The sequence below is a fragment of the Acidimicrobiales bacterium genome (assembly GCA_035294085.1).
GTDB lineage: Bacteria > Actinomycetota > Acidimicrobiia > Acidimicrobiales > Bog-793 > DATGLP01.
The window spans coordinates 43834-63082 of the sequence record DATGLP010000019.1; the positions used below are offsets into that span (position 1 = coordinate 43834).

Sequence of the window (19249 nt, forward strand, 5' to 3'; positions counted from 1 at the left end):
CTGGCTCCGCCGCGGCCCGGCGACAGGCGTCCGCCGAAGCGGCGACGGCTCCTCCGCCGGACGAGGCCGAGGCCCGCGAGGTGGCGTCGACCGAGACGGCGACCGCTCGTCCGCCGGTCGAGGCGGACGAGGCCGGGGCCCGCGAGGCGGCGGGCGCCGAGCCGGCGCTGCCGCACACGGCAGCGCCGGAGGCGCGCGATCGCCCGCCCGCTCAGCCGGAGGTGACCGGTGGCGCCGAGGCGCGCCGGTTCGGTCCCTTCGGCCGCCTCTACCACGGCCAGACGACCTTCCGGTTCGTGCGCCGCTGGCGGTGGTGGTTCGCCTTCTCCGCGCTGGTGATCCTCGCCGGCATCGGCTCGCTCGCCGGGCGGGGGCTCAACCTCGGCATCGAGTTCGTCGGCGGGACCGCCTGGACGGTGCAGTCTCGCACGCTCACGGTGTCGGCGACCCAGGCGGCGCTCGAGCCCCTCGGCCTCGGTGGCTCGACCGTCACGGTCCTCGGGTCGAACGCGACCGGCTCGCGCTCGGTGGAGGTGCAGGCGAAGCTGCCGAAGGGGCAGGGCTCGGCGCTGTCGAGCAGCCAGGCGAACCGCGTGTCTCGGGTGCTCGCCCGCCTCGCGCACACCTCGGTGGCGAACGTGAGCGTCGAGTCGGTCGGGCCCTCGTGGGGCGGCGAGATCACGCGCAAGGCGGTCACCGCGCTCATCGTCTTCTTCGTGCTCATCGCGCTCTACATCTCGATCTTCTTCGAGTGGCGCATGGCGCTGTCCGCGATCGTGGCCGTCGCGCACGACATCCTCGTCACGGTCGGGATCTACTCCCTGTCCGGCTTCGAGGTGACCCCCGACACCGTGGTCGCCTTCCTCACGATCCTCGGCTACTCGCTCTACGACACGATCGTCGTGTTCGACCGGGTGCGCGACAACGTGAAGGCGCTCGGCGGTTCGAACCGACTGAGCTTCACCGACCTCGTCGACCTGTCGATGAACCAGACGCTCGCCCGCTCGCTCAACACCTCGCTCGTCGCCATCCTCCCGATCCTCTCGGTGCTGCTCATCGGGGCGCAGCTGCTCGGTGCGAAGACGCTGCAGTACTTCGGCCTCGCCCTCCTCGTCGGCCTGGCGACGGGCGCCTACTCGTCGATCTTCATCGCCTCGCCGCTCACGGCGCTGCTCAAAGAGCGCGAGCAGCGCTGGCGCATCGTGCGGGAGCGCATCGCGCAGCGGGGCGGGGCGCCGTCGCGGCTGTCGCCGGCCGCCGTCGCGGCCGGGGTCCTCGGGGAGGGAAGCGCTCCTGGGCGTCGGCGGGTCGCGCCCGGCGGCACGGCGCCCGGCCGCATCCGCCCCGGCTCGGCGTCGGGCAACGGCGAGGAGGCCGCGGCGCTCGAGCCCACCTCCGCCCTGCGCTCACCCGGTCAGCGGCGCCCGCCCGCACGCGCCCGCCGTCGCGGAGGCCGGCGCTGATCGACCTCAGAGCGGCGCGACGCGACCCGGAGGCCTTCCGCGCCGCCCTCGCGCGCAAGGGCGCCGCCGCGGCCTTCGACGAGCTGCTGGCGGCGGACGCGCGCTGGCGCGAGGCGATGGCGCGCGCCGAGGCGCTCCGGCACGCGACGCGGCCGAAGGGTCGCCCGAGCGAGGCGGAGCAGCGCGCCCTGCGGGCCGCGAAGGAGGAGCTGCAGGCGCTCGAGGAAGAGCTCGCGCGCCACGCGAGGCGACGCAACGACCTCCTCGCCCGCGTCCCGAACCCGCCGGATCCGACCGTGCCCGATGGCGAGCGCGAGGAGGACGCGCTCGAGCTGCGCCGGGTCGGGGAGCCCCCGTCCTTCTCGTTCGCCGTGCGCGACCACCTCGAGCTCGGCGGCTTCGACACCGAGCGCGCCGCTCGGGTGTCCGGTGCTCGCTTCGCGTACCGCGTCGGTCCCGTCGCGCTCGTCGAGCTCGCGCTCTACCGCTTCGCGCTCGACCGCCTCGTCCAGGCGGGCTTCGTGCCGGTGCTCCCGCCGGTCCTCGTGCGCGAGGCGGCGATGTACGGCACGGGCTTCCTGCCGACCGAGGCGTCGAACCTCTACCGGGTCGAGGCGGACGATCTCTACCTCACGGGCACGTCGGAGGTCGCGCTCGCCGCCTACCACGCGGGTGAGGTCCTCGCCGAGGAGGACCTCCCGCTGCGCTACGCGGGCTACTCGACCTGCTTCCGGCGCGAGGCGGGCGCGGCCGGCCGCGACACCCGGGGGATCTTCCGGGTCCACCAGTTCGACAAGGTGGAGATGTTCGTCTTCACGACGCCCGAGCGCTCCCGCGAGGAGCACGAGGCCATCCTCGCCCTCGAGGAGTCGCTCGCCGGCGCGCTCGGCCTCGCCTACCGCGTCGTCGTCACCGCGGCCGGCGACCTCGGCCCCGCCGCGGCGAAGAAGTACGACCTCGAGGCGTGGATCCCGAGCCAGGGCCGCTACCGGGAGATCACCTCCTGCTCGAACACGACGGACTTCCAGGCTCGCCGCCTCGAGGTGCGCATGCGGCGCGGCGGCGGGCTCGTGCACCCGCACACCTTGAACGGCACGGCGATGACCGCCCGCTTCCTCGTCGCCCTGCTCGAGCAGCGCCAGGAGCCCGACGGAGCCGTCGAGCTCCCCGAGGTCCTCCTGCCCTACGGCGCGCCGGCGCGCCTCGAAGGACGCGCTCCCTGAGCGGCCGGCGGGTCGACGCCGTGGTCCACGGGACCGGGCCCGGCCCCGAGGCGCCAGGAGGCCGCAGCGGCGAGGGCCTGGGTGACGTAGCGCTTCGCCCCGGCGACGGCGTCGAGCGCGCCCTCGCCGAGCGCGAGGCGGGCAGCGATCGCGGCCGACAGGGTGCAGCCGGTGCCGTGCACGTTCGGCGTGTCGACGCGCCGCTCGGCGAGCTCGACGAGGTCGCGCCCGTCGAAGGCGACGTCGAGCGCCACGTCGCCGGGGAGGTGGCCGCCCTTCACGAGGGCGAGCCCGGCGCCGAGGTCGACGAGGCGGCGCGCCGCGTCGGCCATCGCCCGGCGGTCGCGCACTGGCCGCCCGAGGAGGGCCTCGGCCTCGGGCAGGTTCGGGGTGACGACGGCGGCGCGCGCGACGAGGCGACGGTAGGCGGGGGCGGGATCGCCCTCGAAGAGCGCGGCCCCGGAGGCGGCGACGAGCACGGGGTCGACGACGAGCGGGGGCAGCCGGCCCGCCTCGGCGCGTTCGACCAGGCGCTCGAGGATCTCGACCGTCGCGAGCATCCCCGTCTTCGCGGCTCGCACGGGGAGGTCGCCGAGGACGGCGTCGATCTGCGCCTCGACCTCGGCGGGGTCGAGCGCGACGACGCGGTGGACCGCGGTCGTGTCCTGGGCGGTCACGGCGGTGACGGCGAGCGCGCCGAACACGCGGTGCGCGGCGAAGGTGCGGAGGTCCGCGGCGATGCCCGCGCCGCCCCCCGAGTCCGTCCCGGCGATCGTGAGCGCGACGGGCGGCGTCACGGGTTCGGGCGGCCGAGGTCGGCGATCCCGGAGAACGAGCTCGACGCCTGCGCGTAGAAGCGGGGCGGGATCCGGCCCGCGGCCCTCGCCGCGGCGCCGGCCTCGACGGCCTTCGCGATGGCGCCCGCCATGCGCTCCGGGTCGCGCGCGCGCGTCACCGCGGACGCCACGAGCACGCCGTCGCAGCCGAGCTCCATGGCCAAGGCGGCGTCCGACGCGGTGCCGATCCCGGCGTCGAGGACGACCGGGACGCCCGCCTGCTCGGCGATCATGGCGATGGCGTGCGGGTTGCGGATCCCGAGGCCCGAGCCGATCGGCGCGCCGAGCGGCATCACGGCCGCGCAGCCGAGCTGCTCGAGACGGCGGGCCAGGATCGGGTCGTCGTTCGTGTACGGCAGGACGACGAACCCCTCCTCGACGAGCGTCTCGGCGGCGCGCAGCAGCTCGACGGCATCGGGGAGGAGGGACTCCTCGTCGCCGATCACCTCGAGCTTCACCCAGTTCGTGCCGAGGGCCTCGCGCCCGAGGCGCGCCGTCACGACGGCGTCGTGGGCGGTGAAGCAGCCGGCGGTGTTCGGCAGGACGCGCGCCCCGGTCGCGGCGATGCAGTCGAGCAGCGAGCCGGTCGCGCCGGGGTCGACGCGGCGCAGCGCGACGGTGACGAGCGCGCTGCCCGAGGCGGCGATCGCGCGGGCGAGGACGTCGAGGCTCGGCGCTCCGCCGGTCCCGAGGAGCAGGCGCGACCCGAGCGGCTCGCCCGCGATGACGAGCTTGTCCGCCCGCCGGCGGCTCGGCGGGGCCTCGGCCTCGCTCATCCGCCCGGCGCCGCCGTGACGACCTCGACTCGATCGCCGGGGCGCACGAGCGTGGTCGGCCACGCCGAGCGCGCGACGACCTCGCCGTTCACCGCCACCGCGCAGCCTCGGGTCGAGGGGGCGACGAGCCTGACCACGTCCTCGACGGTAGCGCCGGGGGCGAGGACTCGTTCCTCGCCGTTCACGAGGACGGCGCCGTCCATCACGCCGCGCCGGCCGCCGGCCGACGGAAGCGCCGGGGGTCGAGGGCGACGGCCCAGGGGGGGAGGTCGCCGTCGTCGAGCACCGTGCGCACGAGCGCCGCGGTCAAGGGCGCGAGGAGGATGCCGTTGCGGTAGTGGCCGGTGGCGATCACGAGGCCGTCGAGGCTCGCGGGGCCGACCAGGGGAGCGTTGTCGGGCGAGCCGGGCCGCAGCCCGGCGCTCGCCTCGACGAGCTCGACCTCGAGGAGGCCTGGCACGAGGCGCGTCGCGTCGCGCAGCAGCGTGTACGCGCCGCGCACGCTCGTCGCCAGGTCATCGCCCCGCTCCTCGGCGGTGGCGCCGACCACGAGGCGGCCGTCCCCGCGCTCGACGACGTAGACCGGGTGGCCCTTCGCGAGGCCCCGCACCGTGTGCCGCAGGAGGGGACCGCCGGGGTGGCGGAGGCGGAGGATCTCGCCCTTCACGGGGCGCACCGGCGGGCGGTCCGCGGCGGGGAGGCCGGCGAGGCCCGCGGAGTCGCAGCCGGCGGCGAGCACGACGGCGCCGGCCGCGAGCTCCCGCCCGCCGGCGACGACCCCGACCGCCCGGCCGGCGGCGGTGACGAGGGCCTCCGCGCGCGCGGCGACCGCCTCGACGCCCGCGCGGCGCGCCGCCTCGGCGAGACTGCCGAGCAGGCGCCGGTTGTCGACCTCGTGGTCGCCGGGGGCGAAGATGCCGCCACGCAGCCCGGGAGCGAGCATCGGCTCGCGCTCGCGGCACGCCGAGGGGGCGAGCCAGGTCGAGGGGAGCTCGAGGTGGCGGTGGAACTCGAGGAGCTCCTCGAGGGCGGCGCGGTCGGAGTCGTCGAGGGCGACGAGGAGCGTCCCGCAGGCCCGGTAGCCGACGGGCAGGCCGCTCGCGGCCTCGAGGCGCTCGGCGAAGGCGGGCCATCCCGCCGCGGCGCGCAGGTTCAGCGCGACGAGCTCCTCCTCACCCCACGCCGCCTCGGTGACCGGGGCGAGCATGCCCGCGGCGACGTAGGAGGCGCCGCGCGCCGGGCGGGCGTCGACGACGACCGCGCGCCGGCCGCTCGTCGCGCACTCGAGCGCGGCGGCCAGGCCGATCACGCCGGAGCCGACGACGACCACGTCGTAGCGGTCCACGGGTCACTCCTACGCCCTCGCAGGGGTCGCGCGCAACTGGCGGGCGCGCCGCAGGGCGCGTGTACACTGACGGCACCGGGCCAACGGCGTCCCGGTGGCGAAGCCGCAGGGCGCGGCACGACGACGAGGGACGCGATGGACGGGAGCTCCACCACCGGTCTGTACGACGCGCGCTTCGAGCACGACGCGTGCGGCGTGGCGTTCGTCGCCGACCTGCGACGGGGGCCGAGCCACCGCATCGTCGAGCTCGCGCTCGACGCGCTCGAGAACCTCGCGCACCGCGGCGCGTTCGGCGCCGATCCCGAGACGGGCGACGGCGCGGGGATCCTCCTGCAGCTCCCGCACCGCTTCTTCGCCGAGGTCGCCGGCGTGGACCTCCCCGAACCCGGGCGCTACGCGAGCGGGATCGCCTTCCTGCCGCGCGAGCCCGACGGTGCCGCGCGAGCGCGCGCCGCCATCGGCGAGCTCGCCAGCGAGGAGGGCCTGCGCGTCCTCGGCTGGCGGCCGGTCCCCGTCGAGCTCGACGTGGCCGGTCCTGGCGCGCGGCGCGTCGCGCCGAGCTTCTGGCAGGCCTTCGTCGCCCCGGACCCCGACGGCCCGCACGCGAAGGCCGCGGGCCTCGCGCTCGAGCGCCTGGCGTTCGTGCTGCGAAAGCGTGCCGAGCGCACCGTCGCCGGCTGCTACTTCCCCTCGCTGTCGACGAGGACCTTCGTCTACAAGGGGATGCTCGCGACCGAGCAGCTGCGCCGCTTCTTCCCGGACATCTCCGACCCTCGCGTCGAGAGCGCCCTCGCGCTCGTGCACTCGCGCTTCTCGACGAACACCTTCCCGTCCTGGCCGCTCGCGCACCCCTACCGGCTCATCGCCCACAACGGGGAGATCAACACGATCGGCGGCAACCGCAACTGGATGCGGGCGCGCGAGGCCCTGCTGCGGAGCCGCCTCATCCCCGGCGACCTCGAGCGGATCTGCCCGATCCTGACCCCGGGGGCGAGCGACTCGGCCTCCTTCGACGAGGCGCTCGAGCTCCTGCACCTCGGCGGGCGGTCGATCGCGCACGCGATCCTCATGATGATCCCCGAGGCGTGGGAGAACGACGCCGAGATGTCTCCGTCGCTGCGGGCCTTCTACGAGTACCACGGCTGCCTCATGGAGCCGTGGGACGGGCCGGCGGCGGTCGCCTTCACCGACGGCACCGTCATCGGCGCGCTGCTCGATCGCAACGGCCTGCGCCCGGCGCGCTACTGGGTCACCGACGACGGCCTCGTCGTGCTCGCGTCCGAGGTCGGCGTGCTCGACGTCGGGTCCGAGCACGTGGTCGCGAAGGGGCGCCTCCAGCCGGGGCGCATGTTCCTCGTGGACACCGCCGAAGGCCGCATCGTCGACGACGCGGAGGTCAAGGAGACCCTCGCGGCCGCCCACCCCTACGGCGAGTGGCTCGAGCGCGGCCTCGTGCGCCTCGCGGACCTGCCGCCACGGCGCGTCCTCGTGCCCCAGCACGGGTCGCTCGTCCCCCAGCAGCGCCTCTTCGGCTACAGCGCGGAGGACCTGCGCCTCATCCTCGCGCCGATGGCGATGAGCCGGGCCGAGCCGGTCGGCTCGATGGGCTCGGACACCCCCGTCGCGGTGCTCTCGGACCGCCCGCGCCTGCTGTTCGACTACTTCACCCAGCTGTTCGCCCAGGTGACGAACCCGCCGCTCGACGCCATTCGCGAGGAGCTCGTCACGTCGCTCGCGGGCACGATCGGGGCAGAGGGCAACCTGCTCGAGCCCGGGCCGGAGTCGTGCCGCCAGATCGTGCTCGAGCAGCCGGTCATCGACAACGACGCGCTCGCCAAGCTCCTCTACGTCAACGAGCACGGGGAGACGCCCGCCTTCCGCTCCTTCGTCGTCGACGGCCTCTTCGAGGTGGGCGGCGGCGGCGCCGCGCTCGAGGCCGCGCTCGAGCGGATCTGCGACGAGGTGCTCGCCGCCATCGAGGGCGGTGCGAACGTCGTCGTGCTGTCGGACCGGCACGCGAACGCCGAGCTCGCGCCGATCCCGTCGCTGCTGCTCACCTCGGCGGTGCACCACCACCTCGTGCGAGCCCGGGCGCGCACGCGCGCCGGCCTCGTCGTCGAGTCGGGCGACGCCCGGGAGGTGCACCACCTCGCGCTCCTGATCGGCTACGGCGCCGCGGCCGTCAACCCCTACCTCGCCATCGAGACGGTCGCCGACCTCGCGCGCCGGGGCGAGCTCGCCGGCGAGAGCGAGCGGCGCGCCGTGCAGCACTACCTCAAGGCGGCGAGCAAGGGGATCTTGAAGGTGATGTCGAAGATGGGCATCTCGACGATCGCCTCCTACACGGGCGCCCAGGTCTTCGAGGCGATCGGCCTCGACGAGGGGCTCGTCGAGCGGTACTTCACGGGGACGACGAGCCGCCTCGGCGGTATCGGCCTCGAGGAGATCGCGGCGGAGGTGGCCAGGCGCCACGCCCTGGCCTTCCACGCCTCGCCGGGACGTCTCGCGCACCGCGAGCTCGAGGTGGGCGGCGAGTACCAGTGGCGGCGCGAGGGCGAGTACCACCTCTTCAACCCGAGGACGGTCTTCAAGCTCCAGCACGCGACGCGCGCGAAGCGCTACGAGATCTTCAAGGAGTACACGCGCCTCGTCGACGACCAGTCCGAGCGCCTGGCGACGCTGCGCGGGCTGCTCCGGCTGCGGACCGGCCCGGACGCGCCGCGCCCGCCGGTGCCCCTCGAGGAGGTCGAGCCGGTCGAGTCGATCGTGCGGCGCTTCGCCACGGGCGCCATGTCCTACGGCTCGATCTCCGCCGAGGCGCACGAGACGCTCGCGATCGCGATGAACCGCCTCGGCGGCAAGTCGAACACGGGCGAGGGCGGCGAGGACCCGGCGCGCTACGTCCCCGACCCCAACGGCGACTCGCGGCGCAGCGCGATCAAGCAGGTGGCTTCCGGGCGCTTCGGCGTGACGAGCGAGTACCTCGTGAACGCGGACGACCTGCAGATCAAGATGGCCCAGGGGGCCAAGCCCGGCGAGGGGGGCCAGCTCCCGGGCCACAAGGTCTACCCGTGGATCGCCGCGACCCGCTACTCGACGCCGGGCGTCGGCCTCATCTCGCCGCCGCCGCACCACGACATCTACTCGATCGAGGACCTCGCCCAGCTGATCTACGACCTGAAGAACGCCAACCCCGCGGCGCGCGTCCACGTGAAGCTCGTCGCCGAGGTGGGGGTCGGGACCGTGGCGGCCGGCGTGGCGAAGGCGCACGCCGACGTCGTCCTCATCTCCGGCCACGACGGCGGGACGGGCGCGGCGCCCCTCACCTCCATCAAGCACGCCGGTGCCCCCTGGGAGCTCGGCCTCGCCGAGACGCAGCAGACCCTCGTGCGCAACGGGCTGCGGGACCGCATCGTCGTGCAGGTCGACGGCCAGATGAAGACCGGGCGCGACGTCGTCGTCGCGGCCCTGCTCGGCGCCGAGGAGTTCGGCTTCGCGACGGCCCCCCTCGTCGTGTCGGGCTGCGTCATGATGCGCGTCTGCCACCTCGACACCTGCCCGGTCGGCATCGCCACGCAGAACCCGGAGCTGCGCCGGCGCTTCACGGGGCGGCCGGAGTTCGTGGAGAACTTCTTCACCTTCATCGCCGAGGAGGTGCGCGAGCACCTCGCCGCGCTCGGCTTCCGCTCGCTCGAGGAGGCCGTCGGCCACGTCGAGTGCCTCGACGTGGCCCGGGCCCTCGACCACTACAAGGCGTCCGGCCTCGACCTCACGCCGCTGCTCGCCCCGGCCGAGTCGGTGCACGGCCCGTGCGCGCTCCACCGGGTCCGCCCCCAGGAGCACGGCCTTGAGCGCGCGCTCGACAACGAGCTCATCGCCGCGTCGCGCGAGGCCCTCGAGCGCGGCGCGCCGGTCGAGATCGAGCGCCCCGTGCGCAACGTGCACCGGACGATCGGGACGATGCTCGGCCACGAGGTGACGCGCCGGTACGGGGCGAAGGGGCTGCCGGACGGCACGATCCGCATCCGCCTCACCGGCTCGGCGGGCCAGAGCCTCGGCGCGTTCCTCCCGAGAGGGATCGAGATCACGCTCTTCGGCGACGCGAACGACTACGTGGCCAAGGGCCTCTCGGGCGGCCGGGTCGTCCTCCGCCCGCCCGTCGGCTCCCCCTTTGCCCCCGAGGAGAACATCATCGCGGGCAACGTCTGCGCCTACGGGGCGACGGCCGGCGAGCTGTTCGTCTCGGGCCGGGTGGGGGAGCGCTTCTGCGTGCGCAACTCCGGGGCGACGGCGGTCGTCGAGGGCGTCGGCGACCACGGCTGCGAGTACATGACGGGCGGCACCGTCGTCGTCCTCGGGCGCACGGGGCGGAACTTCGCGGCGGGGATGTCGGGCGGCATCGCCTACGTCTACGACCCCGACGGGGCGTTCCCGAGCCGGGTGAACCGGGAGATGGTCTTCCTCGAGCCGCTCGACGAGGAGGACGAAGAGGTCGTCTCCTCGCTCCTCCACGCGCACCTCGAGCGCACCGGCTCGCCGCTCGCCAGCCGCCTCGTCGCCGGCGGGCGGGAGGTGCTCGGTCGCTTCGTCAAGGTGATGCCGAAGGACTACCGCCGCGTCCTCGAGGCGACGAGCCTGGCGATCGAGCGGGGGATGTCCGTCGAGGACGCCATCATGGCGGCCGCCCATGGCTGACCCCCGCGGCTTCCTCAAGGTCGGGCGCGAGGGCCCCGAGCGGCGCCCGGTGGCCGAGCGGGTGCGCGACTGGCGCGAGGTCTACCGCCCGTTCCCGAAGGACAAGCTGCGCGCCCAGGCGTCGCGCTGCATGGACTGCGGGATCCCCTTCTGCCACGAGGGCTGCCCGCTCGGGAACCTCATCCCGGACTGGAACGACCTCACCTGGCGCGACCGCCTCGACGACGCGAGCGAGCGCCTGCACGCGACGAACAACTTCCCGGAGTTCACCGGACGGCTCTGCCCGGCACCCTGCGAGGCGGCCTGCGTCCTCGGCATCGCCTCGGACCCCGTCACGATCAAGCAGGTCGAGTACGAGCTCGCCGAGTGGGCCGCGGGCCGCGGCCTCGCACCGGTCGTCCCGAGCGCTCCGACCGGTCGCTCCGTCGCCGTCGTCGGCTCCGGCCCCGCCGGGCTCGCGGCCGCCCAGCAGCTCACCCGGGCGGGCCACCGCGTGGTGGTCTTCGAGCGCGCCGAGCGCATCGGCGGCCTCCTGCGCTACGGCGTCCCGGAGTTCAAGCTCGAGAAGGCGGTCATCGACCGGCGCCTCGCCCAGATGGTGGCGGAGGGCACCGAGCTGCGGGTGCGGACGGCGGTCGGCGAGGGGGCCCGCGGCGAGGTCCCCGGTGCCGCGGCGGCCGACGCCACCGTCGTGCCCGCCGAGCGCCTCGTCGAGTCCTTCGACGCGGTCGTGCTCGCCATCGGCGCGACGCGCCCGCGCGACCTCGCGGTCCCGGGGCGCCAGCTTCGTGGCGTGCACTTCGCCATGGAGTACCTGAAGGGGGCGAACCTCACCTGCGAGGGCACCCGCGAGACGCCGCCGATCAGCGCGGCGGGCCGCCACGTCGTCATCATCGGAGGCGGCGACACCGGCGCCGACTGTCTCGGCACGGTCCACCGCCAGGGCGCGGCGTCGGTGCACCAGCTCGAGATCCTCCCCGAGCCGCCGACGACCCGGCCGCCCGAGACCCCGTGGCCGACCTGGCCGGCGATCCTGCGCCTCGCCGCCGCCCACGAGGAGGGCGGCGAGCGGCTCTACTCGGTCGCCACCTCGGAGCTCGTCGACGACGGGACGGGGGCGGTCGGCGCGCTGCGGGCCGAGCGCGTCGAGCGCCAGGTCGTGGACGGCCGACCGGCGTTCGTGCCGGTTCCCGGCGGCGCGCTGGAGCTGCGAGCCGAGCTCGTCCTGCTCGCGCTCGGCTTCCTCGGTCCCGAGCGGACCGGGGTGGTGGCCGAGCTCGGCCTCGAGCTCGACGAGCGCGGCACCATCGCCGTCGACGGCTCGTTCATGACGAGCCGGCCGGGCGTGTTCGCCTGCGGTGACGCGGCGCGCGGCCAGAGCCTCGTCGTCTGGGCGATCGCCGAGGGCCGCTCGGCCGCGGCCGCGGTCGATCGCTACCTCACGGGATCGAGCGACCTCCCCGCGCCGCTGCGTCCGGGGGCGCGCGCGCTGGCATGAGCGAGGGCGAGCTCGCCGCGATCGTCGGCGAGCTGCGCGCGCTCAGCGAGCGCCTCGACGACGTCGCCCTCGACGCCCTGCGCCGTGCGGCCGAGGCCGGCGCGACGGCTCGGCCACCGCTCGAGCGGCGCGTCACCCGGGCGCGCCACGCCATCGAGCGCGCGATCGCGCTGCTCGGCGGCGAGGAGGCCTGAGGCGGTCCTCGCCTCAGCGGCCGCGTGCGGCCATGATGTCGACATGGACAAGCACGAGCACGACGAGCGGCCCTGGGGTTCCTACACCGTCCTCGACGACGCCCCCGACCACAAGGTGAAGCGCATCACCGTGCGGCCGGGCGAACGCCTCAGCTACCAGCGGCACGCGAGGCGCTCGGAGCACTGGTTCGTCGTTCGCGGGCGGGGCACGGTCACCCTCGACGGCGCCGAGCACGCCGTCGGGCCCGGCTCGGCGATCGACGTCCCGGCGGGCACCGCCCACCGCGTCGCCAACGGGGGGGAGGACGACCTCGTCTTCGTCGAGGTCCAGCACGGGGAGTACTTCGGCGAGGACGACATCGTGCGGCTCGAGGACGACTACGGCCGCGGCTGACGGCCGCCGCTGCCCGCCGCGCCGCCGGGCGGCTGCACGAGGGCGTTGAGGGCGTCGATGAGCTGGCGGAGCCGGCCGTGGTGGGCACGGTCGAACTCGAGGGCGATCCGCTCGAGCTCGAGGTGGTCGCCGTCCGCCCGCTCGGCCGGCAGCGGCGGCGTCCGCCAGATCCCCCGCGGCGAGCAGATGTCGGCGAACGCCTCGGACAGCATGGCGAGCTCCTCGTCGTCGGGGGCCTTGCGCAGGCGGATGACCATCACGCGCTCGACGAAGCGGCGCGAGTGGTAGTTGGCGTGGAACCCGGTCAGCTCGGCGATCGCCTCGTCGACGTCGTCGGTGATGCGGTAGAGGGCGCTGTCGAGCAGGTCCGCGAGGCCGCGGGCGTACACCTGGGTCTGGACGAAGGACTCCCACGCCTTCCAGTAGGAGTCGCCGGGGGGGTCCATGAGGACGATCGGCGCCGGCTCGGCCTTGCCGGTCTGGAGCAAGGTCAGCAGCTCGAAGCACTCGTCGAGGGTGCCGAAGCCGCCGGGGAGGACGAGGAAGCCGGTCGACTCCTTCATGAGCATCAGCTTGCGGGTGAAGAAGTACTTCATCTCGACGAGCTTCTCGTCGTCCGCGATCCACGAGTTCGGCTCGGACTCGAAGGGCAGGCGGATGTTGACGCCGATGGTCATGTGCCGCCCGGCCCCTTCGTTGCCCGCGGCCATGATGCCGGGGCCGGCGCCGGTGACGACCATCCAACCGGCCGCCGCCATCCGCCGGGCGAGCTCGCGCGCGAGCGTGTAGAGGCGGTCCGTCGGCGCGGCGCGCGCCGAGCCGAACAGGGTGACCTTCGGCACGTCCCGGTAGGGAGCGAACATCTTGAAGGCCTCGCTCATCTCGGCGAGCGCCGAGCGAGCGATCTTCAGGTCGAGGCGGTCCGCGTCGGCGTGGACGAGGTCGAGCGCGGCGAGGAGCAGCGAGCGCAGGACGTCGCGGTTGCGGCGCACACCCGTCGAGTCGAGGAGCGCCTCGACGAGCGCAGGCCGGTCGATCGGCGCCGCGACCTCCCGGCGGACGATCGGCTCGCCGCGCTCGCCGGGCGAGCTTCGTCGCTCGCTCACCGCCCCGCCGCCGTGTGCAGGCCGGCGGCCGCCTCGGCGCTCACGAGCCACACGACCCGGTGCGCGCTGACCCGCGCTGCGGGGAGGTCCTCGCCGCCAGCCACCGCCGCGAGCGCGGGCGCGCGCGAGGGCTCGATCACGGTGAAGACCACGAGTCCGCAGCGCGCGATCGCGCCGAGGGTGAGGCTGAGGCGCGAGAAGCGGTTCGTGCCGCTCGGGTCCTCGTTCGCCACGACGAGGCGTTCCGGCGGCGCGTCGAGGCCGGCCGAGCCCGGGAAGAGCGACGCGGTGTGTCCGTCGGGCCCGAGCCCGAGCTGGAGGAGGTCGGGTAGTCCGTGCGCGCGAAGGAGCGCCTCGTAGGCCGCGGGCCCGGCCTCGCACGACATCGGGTGGAACCCGGCCAGCTCGCCGACGTGGGCGCCGAGGGACCGACGGACGAGCTCGGCGTTGGCATCGGGGGACGTCGGCTCGACGCAGCGCTCGTCGGCGAAGTAGCACGCCACGCGCGACCAGGGGAGGGGCTCGCGGGCGAGGCGCTCGAAGCACGCCCGCCCCGACTGGCCGCCCGAGCAGCCGAGGCGGAACGGTCGGCCGTCCTCGCGCCTGGCGAGGACGGCCGCGCACTCCTCGCGCACGAGCCGGGCGAACGCGTCGGGCACGTCGTCCACGACGCGCCACTCGCCTCGGGCAGGGGTGCTCACGGGTTGCGCCAGTGACGGCCGGTCGACTCGATGAGGCGGTCGGCCTCGACGGGACCGTAGGTCCCCGCGACGTAGCGGGAGAGGGGGACGTCGTCGCCGGCGAAGGCCGCCTGGAGGGGGGCGACGATCTTCCAGGCCTGCTCGACCTCGTCGCTTCGGATGAAGAGCATCGGGTCGCCGGTCATCGCATCGAGGAGGAGGCGCTCGTAGGCGTCCTGGGGCGGGCCGGGGAAGGCGTCCTGGTAGGAGAAGGCCATCTCGACGCTTCGCACCTCGAAGCTCGGACCGGGCACCTTCGCGCCGAACGACAGGGTGACGCCCTCGTCGGGCTGGATCCGCAGCGTCAGCGCGTCCGGTCGCAGCCCCCGGGTGAGGCGGCCGGCGAACGCGAGGTGCGGCGGCCGCTGGAAGGTCATCGTCACCTGCGTCGCGCGCTTGCGGAGCCGCTTGCCCGTGCGCACGAAGATCGGGACGCCCGCCCAGCGCCAGTTCTCCACCGCGAGCTCCATCGCGACGTAGGTCTCGGTGCGCGAGGCGGGGTCGACCCCCTCCTCCTCCCGGTAGCCGGGCACGGGCTGGCCGTCGATCGAGCCGGCCACGTACTGCGCGCGCACGGCGCGCGTCGCCTCCTCCTCGGGGGAGGGAATGACGACGGCGCGCAGCAGCTTCACCTTCTCGTCGCGGATCGCGGCCGCATCCATGGTGGTCGGTGGCTCCATCAAGGTGAGCGACAGCACCTGCATGACGTGGTTCTGCACGATGTCGCGCAGTGCGCCGGCGCTCTCGTAGAAGGCGCCGCGGTGCTCGACGCCGAGCGACTCGGCGACCGTCACCTGGACGTGGTCGACGTAGCGACGGTTCCAGATCGGCTCGAAGATGGCGTTCGCGAAGCGGAGCGCGAGGACGTTCTGGACCGTCTCCTTGCCCATGTAGTGGTCGATCCGGAAGATCTGCTCCTCGTCGAAGTGCTCGTGGAGGGCGGCATCGAGTTCGCGGGCGCTCGCCAGGTCGAGGCCGAAGGGCTTCTCGACGACGAGGCGCGCGAAGCTGCCGCCGGGTCCCGGTCTGCTCGCGCCGTGGCGCGCCAGCCCGGCGGCGACGGCCGCGAACTGCGAGGGAACCGTGGCGAGGTAGTAGACGCGGTTGCCCGAGGTCCCCACCGACGCGTCGAGCTCGCCGAGCAGGGCGGCCAGGCGAGCGAAGGTGGCGTCGTCCCCGTAGTCGCCCTGCAGGTAGCGGAAGCGGTCGACGAGGTGGCGCCAGCGCGCGCCGTTCGGCTCCTCGGCCGCGTCGAGACATGCCTTGCGGAAGTCGTCGTCGCTCATCGGCGAGCGCGCCACGCCGACGACGCACAGGCGCGTCGGCAGCGCGTCGCGCTCGGCGAGCTTGGCGAGCGCCGGGAGGATCTTCCGATGGGCGAGGTCGCCGGAGGCGCCGAAGACGACGAGGACGAGCGGGTCCGGGCGACGTGCCGACGCAGGACCGCCCGGCCCGCCGGCGCGCGCGCCCTCCTCGCCCGCCACGGGCGCGTCCGCGGTCACTGGCCAGCCTCGCGACGGACGACGGCGTGCCCGCCGAACTGGTTGCGCAGCGCGGCGAGCAGACGCGCCCCGAACGAGTCGCGCTGGCGCGACTCGAAGCGCCGGTAGAGGGAGGCGGTGATGACCGGCGCCGGCACGCCGCGTGCGACCGCCTCCTCGACGGTCCAGCGTCCCTCGCCGGAGTCCTCGACGACGCCCTCGATCGACTCGAAGCCGGCGCCGGGGCGCAGCGCCGCCTCGGTGAGATCGAGGAGCCAGGAGCGTACGACCGAGCCGTAGCGCCAGATCGAGGCGATCTCGTGGAGGTCGAGGTCGAACTCGCTCGCCGCGGCCATGAGCTCGAAGCCCTCGGCGTAGGCCTGCATCAGGCCGTACTCGATCCCGTTGTGCACCATCTTCACGAAGTGGCCGGCGCCGACGGGACCGACGTGGGCGTAGCCGCCCTCGGGGGCGAGCGCGCGGAAGACGGGCTCGGCGAGGGCGACCGCCTCGTCGCTGCCGCCGACCATGAGGCAGTAGCCCTCCTCCAGGCCCCACACGCCGCCGGACGTGCCCGCGTCGACGAAGTGGATCGCGCGTGCCGAGAGCGTCGCGGCGTAGGCCGCGGCCGTCTTGTAGTTCGAGTTGCCGCCGTCCACGACGACGTCGCCCGCCTCGAGGAGGTCGGCGAGGGCTGCCACGGTGTCGTCGGTCGGTTGGCCGGCGGGCACCATCACCCAGACGAGGCGGGGCCGGGGGAGCCTGGCGGCGAGCTCGGCGAGGCTCGCGACGGTCGGCACCCCCTTCGCCTCGAGCGCCTGGCGCGCCGGGGCACCGAGGTCGTAGCCGAGCACGTCGTGGCCGTGGCCGACGAGGCGCAGCGACATGTTCGCACCCATCCGTCCGAGGCCGACCATCCCGACGTGCATCTGATCCCCTCCCGCTCAGGCGAGCTCGCCGGGGTCGCTCGCCGCGACGCGCAGCACCCGGCGCCCGTGGTGCACGAGGCTCTGGTAGTCGCCGATCGCCTGGGCGTCGATCAGGGTCGCGAAGTCGTAGGGGCGACCGGGGATCGGCACACGCTCGGCGTGTGCGCGCGCGACGACCTGGAGCGCGACGACGCTGTCCGGGCCACCCTTGTGGAGCTGACCCGTCGAGTGCAAGAAGCGCGGGCCGTAGCCCGCGGTCACCGCGAGGCCACCGTGGCGGTCCCGGATCGCCCGGCGTGCCGCCTCGAGGCGCTCCTCGCTGCCGTAGGGGAGGTACGCCTGGATGGCGACGTAGTCGCCAGGACGCAGTGTGGCAGCGAGGAAGTCCTCGACGTCGGCCACCTCGGCCGCCGGCGGCGGCTCGAGGGGGAGCTTCGCGAGCACGGCGCTCGTGTTGGCCTTGGACTCCGCGACGTTCGGCTCGTCGAAGGGGTCGATCCGGAGAACGTGCCCCGCGACGGCGGTCGCCACCTCGAAGCGGGCGAAGGCACCTCCGAGCTCGTGGGCCGCGTCGAAGCTGACGGGAAGGTGGAAGCGGTCGTCGCCGTCCTCGTCGTCGCTCGTGGGGACGGGCACGATGCCTCGGCCCTGCTTGCCCGTCGACTCGGCGATGAGCTGCTCGACCCACAGCCCGAACGGGCGCGCCCGCTCGTCGGTCCTTATCGTCGCCTTGTCGCGCCCCTCGAGTGCGGCGTCGGCCATCGCGAGGCCGAGCTCGACCGCCTCCAGGCGGTCGATGTCGAGGGCGCGACCGCACAGCTCGGCGACGTCGTAGCCGGCCAGTGCGGCCGGGACGAGGCCGAAGTAGCTGAGGACCGAGTAGCGACCCCCGATGTCGGGACGGTTGACGAAGATCCGGTTGACCCCGAGGGAGTCGGCTTCGCGGGCGAGGGGGGTCCCGGGGTCGGTGATGACCGCGTAGCGACGCAGGTCGCGAAGACGCTGGCGCGCCGCGGCGAAGAGGACCTCGGTCTCGAGGGTCGTCCCGGACTTCGAGGAGACGAGGACGAAGGCGTCCTCGATCGGCGTCGCGGCGACGGTGTCGGGATCGGTCGTGTCGCACACGACGATCCTCCGGCCGCGCCACTCCGCGAAGGCCTCGGCGAAGGCGCCGAGGACGGCGGGGCCGAGCGACGATCCGCCCATGCCGAGGAGGACGACCCGGTCCTGGTCGATCGTCTCCGCCCAGCGACGCAGCTCGCGAGCCTCGCGCTCCATCTCCCGGGCAACCTCGAGCCAGCCGAGCCGGTCGCGAGAGACGTTCCCCGGCGGCCAGAGGGTGGCGTCGTGCGCCTCGAGGCGTCGCAGCAGCTCTCGCGGGTCGCGTCCGGTCACCACGGGCGCTCTCAGCTCCGAGCGCCGAGGGCTGCGGCCTTCGCCCGGAGGTCGTCGAGGAGCCCGTCGAAGGACTTCGCGAAGGCGGCGACACCCTCCTGCTCGAGGAGGTCGGTGATCTCTCGCAGGTCGAGGCCGAGGGCACCGGCCTCGGCGAGGGCGGCGTGCGCCGCCGGGAGGTCCGTGTCCACCGTGCGCTCGACGGTCCCGTGGTCGAGGAAGGCCTCGAGGGTGGCGAGGGGCATCGTGTTCACCGTGTCGGGGCCGATGAGGCCGTCGACGTAGAGCAGGTCGGGGTAGGCGGGGTTCTTCGTCGAGGTCGACGCCCACAGCGGGCGCTGCACGCGCGCGCCCCGCCCTGCCAGGTCGGCGAAGGCCGGCGCGTCGAAGGCGTGTCGGAACAGCTCGTAGGCGGCGCGTGCCTGGGCGAGGGCGACGGTGCCCCGGAGCGCGTGAGCACGGCGCGCCGTCTCCTCGTCTGCGCTTGCGGCGACGGCCTCGAGCCGCCGGTCGACCTCGGTGTCGACCCGGCTCACGAAGAAGGAGGCGACCGAGGCGACGCGGCCCGGGTCGCCGCCCGCCGCGACGAGGCGCCGCAGGCCGGCGAGGTAGGCGTCGATCACGGCGTGGTAGCGCTCGAGGGAGAAGATCAGCGTCACGTTGGTGCTGCGCCCCTCGGCGATCATCTCCTCGATGGCCGGTATCCCCTCGGGCGTCGCCGGGATCTTGACGAGCAGGTTCGGCCGGCCGATGCGCTCGTGGAGCCGGCGCGCCGCCGCGATCGTGCCGGCGGTGTCGTGCGCCAGGTCCGGCGCCACCTCGACCGAGACGAAGCCGTCCGTGCCGCCCGAGGCGTCGTAGAGCGGGCGGAAGGCGTCGAGCGCCCCGACGACGTCCTCGATGACGAGCTCCCAGTAGACGTCCTCGACCGGCACGCCGGCGCGTACGAGCCGCTCGAACTGCTCGTCGTAGTCGCTGCCTCCCTCGATCGCCTTCGCCATGATCGTCGGGTTCGACGTGACCCCCCGGACGCCCTGGTCGATGAGTCGGGCGAGCTCGCCGCTCGTCAGGTAGCTGCGCTTCAGGTCGTCGATCCAGGCGCTCTGGCCGCAGCGCTCGTACAGATCGTGGAGCTTCGTCATCGCGGACCTCTCCCTCGCGTCATGCCGGGGAC

At 74.4% G+C, this 19249-nt stretch carries 16 protein-coding genes; 6 read left to right on the forward strand and 10 right to left on the reverse strand.

The annotated features are described in order from the left end of the window. The first annotated feature begins 80 nt into the window (after positions 1 to 80). Both secF and serS read left to right on the forward strand, forming a co-directional pair. Positions 81 to 1463: a protein translocase subunit SecF gene (secF, locus tag VKV23_06565; protein HLI15695.1), complete on the forward strand. Its 1383-nt coding sequence runs from the start codon at positions 81 to 83 to the stop codon at positions 1461 to 1463. Then, entirely contained in the window at positions 1463 to 2686 is a 1224-nt protein-coding gene (serS, locus tag VKV23_06570; protein HLI15696.1) for a serine--tRNA ligase, read from the forward strand. The genes secF and serS overlap by 1 nt, the downstream gene beginning before the upstream one ends. On the opposite strand, the gene thiD is transcribed toward serS, so the two are convergent. Genes thiD through thiO form a run of 4 tightly spaced genes read right to left on the reverse strand, consistent with a single transcriptional unit; the run spans position 2647 to position 5643 of the window. Further along, positions 2647 to 3483 (reverse strand): bifunctional hydroxymethylpyrimidine kinase/phosphomethylpyrimidine kinase, encoded by an 837-nt coding sequence (gene thiD, locus VKV23_06575; GenBank protein HLI15697.1) that lies wholly within the window; start codon positions 3481 to 3483, stop codon positions 2647 to 2649. The genes serS and thiD overlap by 40 nt on opposite strands. Next, on the reverse strand, positions 3480 to 4298 hold the full coding sequence (locus VKV23_06580) for a thiazole synthase (GenBank protein ID HLI15698.1): 819 nt from the start codon (positions 4296 to 4298) through the stop codon (positions 3480 to 3482). The genes thiD and VKV23_06580 overlap by 4 nt, the downstream gene beginning before the upstream one ends. Further along, positions 4295 to 4501, reverse strand: coding sequence for a sulfur carrier protein ThiS (thiS, locus tag VKV23_06585; GenBank protein HLI15699.1), 207 nt, complete (start codon positions 4499 to 4501; stop codon positions 4295 to 4297). The genes VKV23_06580 and thiS overlap by 4 nt, the downstream gene beginning before the upstream one ends. Beyond that, on the reverse strand, positions 4501 to 5643 hold the full coding sequence (gene thiO / locus VKV23_06590) for a glycine oxidase ThiO (protein HLI15700.1): 1143 nt from the start codon (positions 5641 to 5643) through the stop codon (positions 4501 to 4503). The genes thiS and thiO overlap by 1 nt, the downstream gene beginning before the upstream one ends. A 135-nt stretch (positions 5644 to 5778) precedes the next feature. On the opposite strand from thiO, the gene gltB reads away from it, so the two are divergent. From gltB to VKV23_06610, 4 genes are read left to right on the forward strand one after another with little or no spacing between them, the layout of a single operon-like run. After that, positions 5779 to 10338, forward strand: a complete 4560-nt coding sequence (gene gltB, locus VKV23_06595; protein ID HLI15701.1) for a glutamate synthase large subunit — start codon at positions 5779 to 5781, stop codon at positions 10336 to 10338. Beyond that, a complete protein-coding gene (locus VKV23_06600) occupies positions 10331 to 11836 on the forward strand; it encodes a glutamate synthase subunit beta (GenBank protein HLI15702.1) in 1506 nt (501 codons plus the stop codon). The genes gltB and VKV23_06600 overlap by 8 nt, the downstream gene beginning before the upstream one ends. After that, positions 11833 to 12030 carry a hypothetical protein gene (locus tag VKV23_06605; protein HLI15703.1) on the forward strand — a complete coding sequence of 66 codons (198 nt, stop codon included), beginning with the start codon at positions 11833 to 11835 and terminating at the stop codon, positions 12028 to 12030. Before VKV23_06600 ends, VKV23_06605 begins: the two co-directional genes overlap by 4 nt. Positions 12031 to 12073: 43 nt before the next feature. After that, positions 12074 to 12424, forward strand: a complete 351-nt coding sequence (locus VKV23_06610) for a phosphomannose isomerase type II C-terminal cupin domain (GenBank protein ID HLI15704.1) — start codon at positions 12074 to 12076, stop codon at positions 12422 to 12424. Here the strand turns inward: VKV23_06610 and VKV23_06615 are convergent. The 6 genes from VKV23_06615 to tal are packed head-to-tail and all read right to left on the reverse strand — an operon-like array spanning position 12409 to position 19217. After that, positions 12409 to 13530: a TIGR00730 family Rossman fold protein gene (locus VKV23_06615; GenBank protein HLI15705.1), complete on the reverse strand. Its 1122-nt coding sequence runs from the start codon at positions 13528 to 13530 to the stop codon at positions 12409 to 12411. The genes VKV23_06610 and VKV23_06615 overlap by 16 nt on opposite strands. After that, complete coding sequence (locus VKV23_06620; protein ID HLI15706.1) at positions 13527 to 14231, reverse strand: 6-phosphogluconolactonase; 705 nt, start codon at positions 14229 to 14231, stop codon at positions 13527 to 13529. The genes VKV23_06615 and VKV23_06620 overlap by 4 nt, the downstream gene beginning before the upstream one ends. Continuing rightward, positions 14228 to 15772, reverse strand: coding sequence for a glucose-6-phosphate dehydrogenase (gene zwf / locus VKV23_06625; protein ID HLI15707.1), 1545 nt, complete (start codon positions 15770 to 15772; stop codon positions 14228 to 14230). The genes VKV23_06620 and zwf overlap by 4 nt, the downstream gene beginning before the upstream one ends. Continuing rightward, positions 15769 to 16680 (reverse strand): decarboxylating 6-phosphogluconate dehydrogenase, encoded by a 912-nt coding sequence (gene gnd / locus VKV23_06630; GenBank protein HLI15708.1) that lies wholly within the window; start codon positions 16678 to 16680, stop codon positions 15769 to 15771. The genes zwf and gnd overlap by 4 nt, the downstream gene beginning before the upstream one ends. A 15-nt stretch (positions 16681 to 16695) precedes the next feature. Continuing rightward, the gene (locus VKV23_06635) at positions 16696 to 18078 is read right to left on the reverse strand and encodes a hypothetical protein (protein HLI15709.1); all 1383 of its coding nucleotides are present in this window, start codon (positions 18076 to 18078) and stop codon (positions 16696 to 16698) included. Positions 18079 to 18086: 8 nt separating this feature from the next. Beyond that, positions 18087 to 19217 carry a transaldolase gene (gene tal / locus VKV23_06640; GenBank protein ID HLI15710.1) on the reverse strand — a complete coding sequence of 377 codons (1131 nt, stop codon included), beginning with the start codon at positions 19215 to 19217 and terminating at the stop codon, positions 18087 to 18089. Positions 19218 to 19249 lie beyond the last annotated feature (32 nt).